Genomic DNA, 11,313 nt, shown 5'->3' with positions numbered 1-11,313 from the left:
GTACCACGCCAGGCCGCCCAGCCCCGCCATGGCGGCGACGGCGATGACGCTGCCGACGACCTTGGAACGGCGGCTGCGCTGCGGTGGGGTGGCGTTCAAACTCGGCTTGGCTTGCGATTCCATCTTGGTCCTTTTTTATGCGTGCGTGTCCATGGCAGATACACCATGGCGGTCAATGCGTGGACTCTAGCACAGGCCCCTGCCGCTGTCAGTCGCAGCCCGCCGGAGGTTACAAACTCGATACAAATCAAGGACTTTGCACGCTTTGCGTTAATGTGGCTTTACATATCTTTACCGGCGCGACATCGCCGCTTCACGCTGGCGGCGCACACTGGCCTCGTTGTCTCCCACATTCACCAAACGAGGATAAAACATGAGTATCTTTAACCGCCAAACCGTCGCTGCATTCCTGCTGGGCTCCACGCTGGTCGTGGGCGTCGGCGCCTTCGCTGTCGAACGCCACATGGGCACGGGCGGGCCGCACGCCGCCATCGACGCCAGCGCCCATATGGAGCGCATGCTCAAGCACCTGTACGTCGAAGTCGACGCCACCGATGCGCAGAAGGCCAAGATCGAGCCGCTGGTGAAGGCCGCCATGGCCGACATCAAGCCACTGCACGAGCAGCTGCACCAGATCCACAAGCAGGTGGTCGAGCAGATGTCCGCCGCCACTATCGACCGCTCGGCGCTGGAAACCACCCGCGCCTCAGGCCTGGCGCTGGCCGACCAGGCGTCGAAGCGCATCGTGCAGTTGCTGGCCGACGTAGGTGATACCCTTACGCCGGCACAGCGCCAGAAGCTGGCCGAGCACCTGGGCCAGATGCACGAACGCCACGGACGCCACGGCTAAGCCGTCTTGTGATGCGGGTCGCCTGTCCGTAGAATGGTCCGCGTGAACCTCATACATAAACCTAATGGCTGACCCGCATGGCTGATCACATTCTGTTGGTCGAAGACGACCCCCGCCTGGCCGAGATGCTCACCGAGTATCTGAGCCAGGCGGCTTTTCGCGTCACGCACGCGCCCAACGGCCGCGCGGCGCTGGAGCACATAACGGCCGGCGAAGTCGACGCCGTGATCCTGGACCTGATGCTGCCCGATATGGACGGTCTTGATGTCTGCCGCCAGCTGCGCGCCGTGTCCGACATTCCGGTGCTGATGCTGACCGCGCGCGGCGACGCCATCGACCGCATCATCGGCCTGGAAATCGGCGCCGACGATTACCTGCCCAAACCCTTCGAACCACGCGAGCTGCTGGCCCGCCTGCGCGCCATCCTGCGCCGCCGCGTCGAGCACCGCCACCAGCCCGACGGCGCGGCCCAGCGCGACGCCGAATTCCTGCGCTTCGGCCGGCTCGAGATCGACCCGGCCGCCCACGCCGCGCGGCTGGACGGCGTGTCCTGCGAGCTGACCTCCTACCAGTTCGACCTGCTGCTGGTGCTGGCCCGCCACGCCGGCCGCGTGCTGTCGCGCGAGAGCCTGATGGACCTGCTCAAGGGCGAGCCGCTGGAAGCCTTCGACCGCTCGATCGACGTCCACATGTCGCGCATCCGCGCCGCCGTCGAGGACGATCCCAAGAAACCGCGCCGCATCATCACCGTGCGCGGCGCCGGCTATCTGTTCGCCAAGGTGCAGGACTGATGGCCTCCTCGCGCTTCAGCTGGGGCCTGCCGCGCCTCTACTTCCGCTTTTACGTGGCCCTGCTTTTCAGCCTGCTGCTGTTCGCGCTGGCGGTGGTGCTGGTGTGGAACCGCAGCGGCGGGCCGCTGGAACGCTCCAACGCCACGCTGGCGACGGTGATCCAGAATTCGCTGGCGCCGGCCAACGCGCCGCCGGCCGAACAACAGGCCGCGCTGGAGCGCATGGCCGCCGGCCTGAATGCGCATATGACACTGTTCAGCCGCAACTGGGAGCCGCTGGCGGTGGTCGGCATGCCCCTCCCATCGCATCACTGGAAGCAGCACGGCATGGGCGGACCGCCACCCGAATCCTATGTGCACCTGCCGGACGGCCGCCGTTTGCTGTCCAGCGAACCGCTGGGTTTCACGCGGCCCAAGGCCATGCTGCACAACGCCCTGCTGCTGCTGGCGCTGGGCATAGGCATCGCCGCCTTCCCGCTGGTGCGGCGGTTGACCAAACGGTTGGAGCGCTTGCAGCAAGGCGTGGAATCGCTGGGCGCCGGCGACCTGACGGCGCGCGTGCCGGTCGAAGGCAAGGATGAAATCGCGCGACTGGCGCAAAGCTTCAACCGCGCCGCCGACCAGATCGAACAACTGGTGGGCGCGCACAAGACGCTGCTGGCCAACGCCTCGCACGAACTGCGCACGCCGCTGGCGCGCATCCGCCTGGCGCTGGAATTGATCAAGGACGGCGTCGATCCCAAGCGCCGCGCCGGATTGGAACAGGACATCGCCGAATTGAACGACCTGTTGGATGAGATCCTGCTGGCCAGCCGCCTCGGCGCCGTCTGCGACAACGCGGAACTGGAAGAACTGGATCTGTTGGCGCTGGCCGCCGAGGAATGCGCACGCTACGACGACGCGTTGCTCAACGGCGCCTCCGCCGTGATGCAGGGCGACCCGCGCCTGCTGCGCCGGCTGCTGCGCAACCTGCTGGAGAACGCGCACCGCCACGGCGTGCCGCCAGCGCACGTCAGCATCGCCTGCAACGAGGGACTGGCAACGCTGGCGGTTTGGGATAGCGGTCCGGGGATACCGGAAGAGGAATTCGAGCGGGTGTTCGAGCCGTTCTATCGCCGGCGCGGCACGCGCGACAACAGCGGCGCGGGCCTCGGCCTGGCGCTGGTGCGCCAGATCGCCCGCCGCCACGGCGGCGAGGCCCGTTGCGTGCTGCTGCCCGATGGCCGCAGCAGTTTCGAGATTACGCTGCCGCTAGCGACAAGGCCAGCATGATGTCGTCGTAGTCGGTATCGCCGACGCGGAAGGTGCGTTGGCCGATCCGTTCAAAGCCGCAGCGCTGGTAGAACGCCAACGCGTCGTGGTTCCCAGCATACACGCCCAGCAGCACGCGGCCCGCGCCGCGTGCGCGCGCCTCCGCCACCGCCGCATCCATCAAGCGCTTGCCGACGCGCTGGCCGTGAAAACGGTGCAGCAGGTAGATGCGCTTGATTTCCAGGTCGTCCGCGCGCGGATCGGCCACCGGCAGCTTGGCCGGCGCCAGCACCAGGTAACCTATCGGCGCCCTGCCCGGCGTGGCTTCCGCCAGCCAGATGCGCATGGCGTCGTCGGCCAGCCAGTCGCGGTAGACGGACGCCGCGTGCTGCAGTTCGCAATGCGCGATGATGTCGCCGCCGTCCAGGATGCCGGCAAACGCTTCGAGGAAGCTGGCCTTGCCCACTGCGGACAAGGCCTCCTCGTCGCCGCGCGCTGCGGCGCGGATGGCGATCTCGCCGCTCATATCAAGGCGACTCGCACAGGCAATGGGTGATCGCGGTGAACGGCTTGTGCGCCGCCGTGATCTCCGACAGCCAACCCAGGTCGTTGACGATACCTGTCGCCGCGTTAGGCGGCAGGCCGGTGCTGGCGGTCACGCCCAGCTTGACCTGCGCGCTGATGGCCTGCGCCACCGCCTGCGCCGCCGAACCGCCCACCATTTCGATCACGCGGTCAAATTTGCTGGCTTCGCGTTCGATATAGACCACGCGGTAGTCGGTCAGCTTGGCGCGCTTGGCGGCCGATTTGAGCGCGTCGGTGTAGCTGCCCAGCGTGTCGACCAGGCCGCGTTCCTTGGCTTGTGCGCCGGTCCATACGCGGCCCTGCGCCACGGCGTCGATTTTTTCCGGCGTGGTCTTGCGGGCCTTGGCGGCGCGGCCGGTGAACTCGGCGTAGATGTGGTTGATGCTGCCCTGGATTACCTGGCCGAAGCGCGGGTCGAGCGGACGCAATGGATTGCCAGCGTCGCCCAGCCAGGTGGTCGGCTGGCCGGCCGTATGGATGCCCAGCTTGTCGATCACCTTGTCGGCGGTCGGCAGGATGGCGAACACGCCGATCGAGCCGGTGATGGTGTTCGGATCGGCGATCACTTCGTCGGACGACATCGAGATCCAGTAGCCGCCGGATGCTGCGACGTTACCCATCGAGACCACCACCGGCTTGCCGGCGGCGCGGGTCAGTTCCAGCTCGCGGCGGATCAGTTCCGATGCGAAGGCGCTGCCGCCAGGCGAATCGACGCGCAGCACCACGGCCTTGATATGGTCGTCCTCGCGTGCGGCGCGTATCAGCTTGGAGGTGGAATCGCCGCCGATGGCGCCCGGGCCGGTAGTACCGTCGCTGATTTCGCCCTGCGCCACGATCACGCCGACGGCATCGCCGGTGAACTTGGTGTGCACGCGGGCCAGGTAGTCTTCAAAACTGATCTGGCGGAAGCTCTTGCCTTCGGTGTCGCGCGCGCCGCGCTTGATCATCATGTCGCGCACTTCATCCTTGGTTTTCAGGCCGTCGACCCATTTGGCCGACAGGGTCACCTTGGCCAGGTCGCCGTTGGCGGCGGCCACTTGCGCCGGCAGGTCGTTGATGGTCTTCATGACCTGGCCTTGCGGCAGTTTGCGCGCTTTCTCGACATCGCCGGTGTAGGAGGCCCACAGCGCGTTGTTCAGGTACGATTCCGCCTCGACCGCCGCCGGCGACGGGCCGTTGGCGATGTAGGGTTCGCCGAAGCTCTTGTAGGTGCCGACGCGCAGCAGGTTGACCGTCACGCCCACCTTGTCGAGCGCGTCGCGGTAGTAGTTGCGATAGCGGCCGAAGCCTTCCAGCAGCACCATGCCCATCGGGTGCAGATACACCTCGTTGGCATGCGCGGCCAGCAGGTACTGGCGCTGGTCGTAGCTGGCGCCCCAGGCCACCACCGGCTTGCCGGCAGCCTTGAAGCGGTCGATGCCGGCCGCCACTTCGCGCAGCATGGCCTGGCCGCCGCCTTCCATCTCGTCGGTCAGCAGCACGGCGCCGGTGATCTCGGGATCCTTGGCGGCCGTCTCCAGCACCGACAGCACGTCGCGCAGCTGCATCATCTTGTGGGTCTCGCCGCCGCGCACGCTGGTCAGCAGCGCGTCGCGCGCGTTGTTGTTGGACTGTTCGACCAACTGGCCCTTCAGGTTCAGCACCAGCGTGGTCTTGGGCGACAGCGGCTTGGCGCCGCCGCCGAAGATGGCGTAGGCGAGGATGATCAGCACCAGCAGGAACAACAGGTTCAGCAGCGCGCGGCGGCCGGTGTCCAGCGCGCGCCAGCAAAAGGCGAAGCCGCTACGAATGTAGGAAAACGGGGATCTGCTCATTTGTACTCCAGGTGATTGCGTAATTTGCAAGAATGATACTGCATGCCATCGTTACTGTCTCGGTTTGGAGATCAACAGCAGCCCGGTGAACACCAGCAATCCGTTCATGATAAGCAGCTCCAGGCCCAGCCGATAGCTGCCGAGCAGCAATTTTTGATTGTAATCAATAACATAGCACAGCGCCGGACCGGCCAGCGCCACCAGCGGCACCCAGCGGTCGCGCACGCTGCGGCGGGTCAGGATGCCGAAGGCGAACAGGCCAAGCAACGGACCATAGGTATAGCCGGTCAGCTTCAACACAAGGCCGATCATGCTGGCGTTGTCCACCCATTTGAACAGCAGCACCAGCAGCAGGAACAGCGCGCAGAAGCCCAGGTGGACGCGGTGGCGCAGGCGCACCTTGGCCGCTTCCGGCAGGTCGGCGCGGCGCTGCATGCCGAGGATGTCGATGCAGAAGGTCGAGGTCAGCGCGGTCATGGCGCCGTCCGCGCTGGGGAACAGCGCGGACACCAGGCCGATGAAGAAGATCAGCTGCACGGCGGCCGGCATGTGCTGCATCACCACGGCCGGGAACAATTTGTCGCCGCTCGCCGCCAGGCCCACCGTGGGCGCGTACAGGTATAGCAGGCCGCCAAGGAACATGAACAGCAGCAGCACGCCGGTCAGGATCGCCGTCAGCAACAGCATGTTTTTTTGCGAATCGCGCAGCGTCTGCACGGAGATATTTTTCTGCATGATCTCCTGGTCCATGCCGGTCATCGCCAGCACGATGAAGAAGCCGGCCAGCACCTGCTTCCAGAAATACGCGGGACTGTCGACCGAGGTGGTGACGACGTGGGTCAAGCCATGCGCCTCCATCGCCGCCAGGCTGGCGGGCAGGCTCAGGTCCAGTTGACCCAGCAGCCAGCCGGCGCAGATCACCAGGCCCAGCAGCATGCCGGTGGTTTGCAGCGTGTCGGTCCAGACGATGGTCTTGACGCCGCCTTCATAGGTGTAGAGCAGGATCATGGCCAGGATCACCAGCGTGGTCAGCCAGAACGGCACGCCCAGGCTGTCGAGGATGGTCGCTTGCAGGATGTTGACCACCAGGTACAACCGGGCCGACGCGCTCAAGGTGCGCGACAGGATGAAGAAGGCGGCGCCGCTCTGGTAGGAGCGATGGCCCAGCCGCTGGTCGAGATAGCTGTAGATCGAGGTCAGCTTGAGGCGGTAGTACAGCGGCAGCAGGATGTAAGCGACGGCGATGTAGCCGAGCACATAGCCGAGTATCACTTGCAGGTAGCCAAAGCCGTCGCGGCCGACGGCGCCCGGCACGCTGATGAAGGTGACCCCGCTCAGCGTGGTGCCGACCATGCCGAACGCGACCAGCATCCAGTTGCTCTGCTTGTTACCGATGAAGAAGCTGTCGTTGGTGGCGTTGCGGGAGGTGCGCCAGGCCACGGCCAGCAGCAAGGCGAAATAGGCGAAGACCAGGCAGAACAGGGAAACAGCAGACATGAGGGGGCGATCCAATGATTCAATTCGCCGCCAATATACACCTGCCGCAGCGACCGGTACAATGATTGGCCTCGCCATCTGGCTGCGCGCTCTTTTTCATTGATACGACACTATGAACCAACTGCGGTTTGATCTGAACGATTTGCAGGCCATGGTCGCCGTGGTCGAACAAGGCGGCTTCCGCGCCGCCGCCGCCACCATGAACCTGTCGCAGCCCGCGCTGTCGCGCCGCATCAGCAAGCTGGAGGAAGCGCTCAACGTCAAGCTGTTCGAACGCAGCACGCGGCGTGTGGCGCTGACCTTGATGGGCCGCGAATTCTTCACCAAGGCGGTCGAGATCCTGGATGGCGTGGAGCGCTCGCTGCACAAGATCAGCGACATCTCGCGCAGCCATTTCGGCCAGGTCACTGTGGCCTGCGTGCCATCGGTCGCGCACAACTTCCTGCCGCCCATCCTGCAGCGCTTCAACACCGAGCTGCCCGGCATCCGCCTGCGCGTAGCCGACGAAGGGGCGCATGAAGTGCTGAACATCGTCGCCCGCGGCGACGCGGATTTCGGCATCAACTTCCTGGGCGACGGCGAGCAAGGCATCGATTTCGAGCCGATACTGAAAGAACGCTTTGTGCTGGCCTGTCTTGCCGGCCATCCGTTGGCGCGCAAGCGCAGCGTCAGCTGGGACGAAATCGGCAAGTACCCCTACATGACCGTCGCCAAATCCAGCGGCAACCGCATGGTGCTGGACCAGGCGATGGCGCCGGCCGAGCAACGCCCCAGTTCCTTCATCGAGGCGCGCCACGTCTCCACCTTGCTGGAGCTGGTGCGCTCGGGTCTCGGCATAGCGGTCGTGCCGCAGCTGTCGATGCCGGCCGGGGCCGCCGGCGCCATGCTGCGCGCGGTACCGCTGGCGGGCCAGGGCATCGAGCGCACGCTGGGGGTGATACGCCGCTCCGGCCGCATCTTCGCACCCGCCACCCAGCGCCTATATGAATTGCTGAAAGAGGAGCTGACAGGCAAGCCCCATTGATGCATTTATCTGATCAATTGCAATAAATTATGCAATATACATTATCGATGCAAGCCCAGATAATTGCCTGACAAATGGAGTTAGACCAATCAGGAGACCAGCATGCATCGCCGTTCCATCCCCGCCACCGCTGTATCGATCGTGTTCGCGCTGGCCGCGTCGGCCGCCAGCGCCGAACAAATCGACGTCATGAATTCGGGCGGTTTCACCGCCGCCTACAAAGCGCTGCAGCCACGCTACGAAACGGCCAGCGGCGACACGCTGAGCACCGCCTGGGGACCGTCGATGGGCAAGGCGCCGGAGGCGATCCCGAATCGCCTGGCGCGCGGCGAGCCGGCCGATGTCGTCATCATGGTCGGCTACGCGCTGGACCAGCTGATCGCCGAGGGCAAGGTCGACCGCGCCAGCCGCACCGAACTGGCCGACTCGCGCATCGGGCTGGTGGTGCGCAGCGGCCACGCGCTGCCGGACATCTCCAGCGTGGCGGCGCTCCGCCAGACGATGTTGCAGGCCGAGTCGATCGCCTATTCCGACAGCGCCAGCGGGGTCTACATCGAGCGTGAGCTGCTGAAAAAACTCGACATCGAAGCGGCTGTCAAACCCAAGGCGCACATGGTGCCAAAAACTCCGGTCGCCGTCACGGTGGCCGAGGGGAAGTATGAACTGGGCTTCCAGCAGGTGAGCGAAATCCTGCCGGTGCCTGGCGCCACCTTCGTCGCCCGCCTGCCGGAACCGGTGCAGAGCATCACCCGCTTTGCGGCCGGCATTCCGGTCGGCGCGCGCCATCCGCAGGCGGCGCGCCGCCTGCTGGATTTCCTGGCGTCGCCGCAGGCGCGCGACGCGGTCAGCGCCAGCGGCCTCGATCCGGTTCCATCCACTACAGCGGCCGCGCGCTAAGCCCTTCCTTCCCTTCCCTCCGGAGATACTACGATGACTGCCCAATCAATGGCGACGCCGTCCCGCGTCGGTATGGTGCTGCGTGTTACCAGCGGCAATTTCATGGAAATGTTCGATTTTTTTCTGTTCGGTTTCTACGCGACCGCCATCGCCAAGACCTTCTTCCCGGCCGATAACGAGGTGGCGTCGCTGATGATGACGCTGATGACCTTCGGCGCCGGCTTCCTGATGCGTCCCCTCGGCGCGATCGTGCTGGGCGCCTATGTCGACCGGGTCGGCCGCCGCAAAGGCTTGATCGTCACGCTGGCCCTGATGGCGCTGGGGACCGTCCTGATCGCCTGCGTCCCCGGCTACGCCAGCATCGGCGCGCTGGCGCCGGCGCTGGTGCTGGCCGGCCGCCTGCTGCAGGGTTTCTCGGCCGGCGCGGAACTGGGCGGGGTGTCGGTCTACCTGTCCGAAATGGCGACGCCGGGCAACAAGGGCTATTACGTCAGCTGGCAATCGGCCAGCCAGCAGGTCGCCATCATCGTGGCGGCGGCGCTGGGCTATGGCTTGAACCTGTGGTTCACACCGGCCGAAATGGGCGCCTGGGGCTGGCGCATTCCCTTCTTCATCGGCTGCCTGATCGTGCCGGTGCTGTTCGTGATCCGCCGCTCACTGCAGGAGACCGAGGAGTTCAAGCGCCGCACCCATAAGCCGGACCTGCGCGCCATCCTGCGCTCGATGCTGGACAACTGGGGCCTGGTGCTGGCCGGGATGATGCTGGTGGCGCTGACCACCGTGTCGTTCTACCTGATCACGATCTACACGCCGACCTTCGGCAAGACGGTGCTCAAGCTCAGCACCGGCGACAGCCTGATCGTCACACTGTGCGTCGGCCTGTCCAACTTCATCTGGCTGCCGGTGATGGGCGCGCTGTCGGACCGCGTCGGCCGCCGTCCGCTGCTGATCGTGTTTGCCGCGCTGACCATGGCCAGCGCCTATCCGGCGATGCGCTGGCTGGTGGCCGATCCCGGCTTCGAGCGGATGCTGATGGTGGAGTTGTGGCTGTCCTTCCTGTACGGCAGCTACAACGGCGCGATGGTGGTGGCGCTCACCGAGGTGATGCCGGTGTCGGTGCGCACCGCCGGCTTCTCGCTGGCCTACAGCCTGGCCACGGCGGTCTTCGGCGGCTTCACGCCGGCCATCGCCACCGCGCTGATCGAAGCCAGCGGCGACAAGGCCGCTCCGGCATTGTGGCTGAGTTTTGCAGCCGCCTGCAGCCTGGCCGCAACGATGCAGCTGTACCGCCATCACGCTACACGCCAGCAAGCAATGCCGACGCAAGCCTGAGCGCAGGACGCAGCGCAGTGGGGGAATAGCTTGCTGCTAGTGGGCCAGCGCCTGGAGCGATTTCTCGCCTATGCTGGCGGGCCGCGGATTCAGGCGGTCCAGGCGACCACTGAGCACAGTCAGGCCCAGCGCGCCCAATACCACCAGGCCGCCGACCCAGCCGGTATGCACCAGGCCGAAGTGATCGACGATCAGGCCGCCGCCCCAGGCGCCGCCGGCGATGCCGACGTTGAAGGCGGCGATGTTCAGGCCCGAGGCGACGTCGACGGCGCGCGGCGTGAAGTGTTCCGCCTGCTGCACCACATACACTTGCAAGCCGGCGACATTACCGAAGGCCACGGCGCCCCACGCCAGCACGGTCGCCAGCACCAGCCATTTGTACGGCGCGGCAAAGCTCAGCACGAACAGCACGGCGGCCAGGCCGAGGAAGATGATCTTCAACGCGCCGATCGGGCCGCGCTGGTCGGCCAGCTTGCCGCCCCAGATATTGCCCACGGCGACAGACACGCCGTACACCAGCATCACCAGGCCCACGGTGTTGGCGCTGAAACCGGTGACATCTTGCAGGATGGGCGCCAGGTAGGTGAAGGCGGTGAACGAGCCGCCGTAGCCCAGCGCGGTGATCGCATACACCAGCAGCAGGCGCGGCTCGCCCAGCACCTTCACCTGTTGCAGCAGCGAGGCCGGCTTGCTGTGCTTGATCGTCGACGGCACGAACAGCAGGCTGCCGACGAAGGCCAGCACGCCCAGCGCGGACACGGCCAGGAAAGTCTCGCGCCAGCCGAAGTGCTGGCCGATGAAGGTACCCAGCGGCACTCCGGTCACCAGCGCCACGGTCAGGCCGGTGAACATGATGGCGATCGCGCTGGCGGCCTTCTCCTTGGGCACCAGCGAGGTGGCGATGGTCGAGCCGATCGAGAAGAACACACCGTGCGCCAGGCCGGTCAGGATGCGGGCGATCACCAGCGATTCGTAGCCGGGCGCTTTCCACGCCAGCAGATTGCCGAGGGTGAACAGCACCATCAGCGACACCAGCAGCGCCTTGCGCGGCACCTTGCCGGTCAGCGCGGTCAGCACCGGCGCGCCGACGGCGACGCCCAGCGCATACAGGCTGACCAGCAGGCCGGCCGACGGCAGGTTCACGCCCAGATCGGCGGCGATGGTCGGCAACAGGCCGACGATGACAAATTCGGTGGTCCCGATAGCAAAAGCGCTGATGGTCAGCGCCAGCAAGGCAATAGGCATGACATTCACTCCTGAAAAGTTGATGTCA

10 protein-coding genes are annotated in these 11,313 nt (G+C 65.7%); 6 read left to right on the top strand and 4 right to left on the bottom strand.

The features are described from left to right. Nucleotides 1-373: 373 nt before the first annotated feature. The 3 genes from V6M89_RS07560 to V6M89_RS07550 all read left to right on the top strand — a co-directional run bounded on the left by V6M89_RS07560 (nucleotide 374) and on the right by V6M89_RS07550 (nucleotide 2,912). On the top strand, nucleotides 374-850 hold the full coding sequence (locus V6M89_RS07560; RefSeq protein WP_332852611.1) for a Spy/CpxP family protein refolding chaperone: 477 nt from the start codon (nucleotides 374-376) through the stop codon (nucleotides 848-850). Between the two features lie 77 nt (nucleotides 851-927). Further along, the gene (locus V6M89_RS07555; protein ID WP_332852610.1) at nucleotides 928-1,641 is read left to right on the top strand and encodes a response regulator transcription factor; all 714 of its coding nucleotides are present in this window, start codon (nucleotides 928-930) and stop codon (nucleotides 1,639-1,641) included. Then, the gene (locus V6M89_RS07550) at nucleotides 1,641-2,912 is read left to right on the top strand and encodes a sensor histidine kinase (protein WP_332852609.1); all 1,272 of its coding nucleotides are present in this window, start codon (nucleotides 1,641-1,643) and stop codon (nucleotides 2,910-2,912) included. Before V6M89_RS07555 ends, V6M89_RS07550 begins: the two co-directional genes overlap by 1 nt. On the opposite strand, the gene V6M89_RS07545 is transcribed toward V6M89_RS07550, so the two are convergent. From V6M89_RS07545 to V6M89_RS07535, 3 genes are read right to left on the bottom strand one after another with little or no spacing between them, the layout of a single operon-like run. Next, on the bottom strand, nucleotides 2,881-3,417 hold the full coding sequence (locus V6M89_RS07545; protein WP_332852608.1) for a GNAT family N-acetyltransferase: 537 nt from the start codon (nucleotides 3,415-3,417) through the stop codon (nucleotides 2,881-2,883). The genes V6M89_RS07550 and V6M89_RS07545 overlap by 32 nt on opposite strands. 1 nt (nucleotide 3,418) lies before the next feature. Further along, a complete protein-coding gene (gene sppA / locus V6M89_RS07540; RefSeq protein WP_332852607.1) occupies nucleotides 3,419-5,290 on the bottom strand; it encodes a signal peptide peptidase SppA in 1,872 nt (623 codons plus the stop codon). Nucleotides 5,291-5,341: 51 nt separating this feature from the next. Then, complete coding sequence (locus tag V6M89_RS07535; protein WP_332852606.1) at nucleotides 5,342-6,787, bottom strand: sodium:solute symporter; 1,446 nt, start codon at nucleotides 6,785-6,787, stop codon at nucleotides 5,342-5,344. Nucleotides 6,788-6,899: 112 nt separating this feature from the next. Between V6M89_RS07535 and V6M89_RS07530 the strand changes: the two genes are divergently transcribed. From V6M89_RS07530 to V6M89_RS07520, 3 genes are all read left to right on the top strand, one after another. After that, the gene (locus tag V6M89_RS07530; RefSeq protein ID WP_332852605.1) at nucleotides 6,900-7,811 is read left to right on the top strand and encodes a LysR family transcriptional regulator; all 912 of its coding nucleotides are present in this window, start codon (nucleotides 6,900-6,902) and stop codon (nucleotides 7,809-7,811) included. A gap of 102 nt (nucleotides 7,812-7,913) precedes the next feature. Next, nucleotides 7,914-8,708, top strand: coding sequence for a substrate-binding domain-containing protein (locus V6M89_RS07525; RefSeq protein ID WP_332852604.1), 795 nt, complete (start codon nucleotides 7,914-7,916; stop codon nucleotides 8,706-8,708). Between the two features lie 33 nt (nucleotides 8,709-8,741). After that, nucleotides 8,742-10,040, top strand: coding sequence for an MFS transporter (locus V6M89_RS07520; RefSeq protein ID WP_332852603.1), 1,299 nt, complete (start codon nucleotides 8,742-8,744; stop codon nucleotides 10,038-10,040). Between the two features lie 36 nt (nucleotides 10,041-10,076). Here the strand turns inward: V6M89_RS07520 and V6M89_RS07515 are convergent, their stop codons facing one another. After that, nucleotides 10,077-11,285 (bottom strand): MFS transporter, encoded by a 1,209-nt coding sequence (locus tag V6M89_RS07515; protein ID WP_332852602.1) that lies wholly within the window; start codon nucleotides 11,283-11,285, stop codon nucleotides 10,077-10,079. Nucleotides 11,286-11,313 lie beyond the last annotated feature (28 nt).

The sequence above is a fragment of the Duganella sp. S19_KUP01_CR8 genome (assembly GCF_036688705.1).
In the GTDB taxonomy this organism is placed as follows: Bacteria; Pseudomonadota; Gammaproteobacteria; order Burkholderiales; family Burkholderiaceae_D; genus Rugamonas.
This window is presented reverse-complemented; position numbering and strand designations above follow the sequence as displayed.

Bases quoted from the DNA above. Each gene is read 5' to 3' on its own strand.
- V6M89_RS07525 (WP_332852604.1), top strand. From the start codon at position 7,914: ATGCATCGCCGTTCCATCCCCGCCACCGCTGTATCGATCGTGTTCGCG.
- V6M89_RS07555 (WP_332852610.1), top strand. From the start codon at position 928: ATGGCTGATCACATTCTGTTGGTCGAAGACGACCCCCGCCTGGCCGAG.
- V6M89_RS07560 (WP_332852611.1), top strand. From the start codon at position 374: ATGAGTATCTTTAACCGCCAAACCGTCGCTGCATTCCTGCTGGGCTCC.
- sppA (WP_332852607.1), bottom strand. From the start codon at position 5,290: ATGAGCAGATCCCCGTTTTCCTACATTCGTAGCGGCTTCGCCTTTTGC.
- V6M89_RS07545 (WP_332852608.1), bottom strand. From the start codon at position 3,417: ATGAGCGGCGAGATCGCCATCCGCGCCGCAGCGCGCGGCGACGAGGAG.
- V6M89_RS07550 (WP_332852609.1), top strand. From the start codon at position 1,641: ATGGCCTCCTCGCGCTTCAGCTGGGGCCTGCCGCGCCTCTACTTCCGC.
- V6M89_RS07530 (WP_332852605.1), top strand. From the start codon at position 6,900: ATGAACCAACTGCGGTTTGATCTGAACGATTTGCAGGCCATGGTCGCC.
- V6M89_RS07515 (WP_332852602.1), bottom strand. From the start codon at position 11,285: ATGCCTATTGCCTTGCTGGCGCTGACCATCAGCGCTTTTGCTATCGGG.
- V6M89_RS07520 (WP_332852603.1), top strand. From the start codon at position 8,742: ATGACTGCCCAATCAATGGCGACGCCGTCCCGCGTCGGTATGGTGCTG.
- V6M89_RS07535 (WP_332852606.1), bottom strand. From the start codon at position 6,787: ATGTCTGCTGTTTCCCTGTTCTGCCTGGTCTTCGCCTATTTCGCCTTG.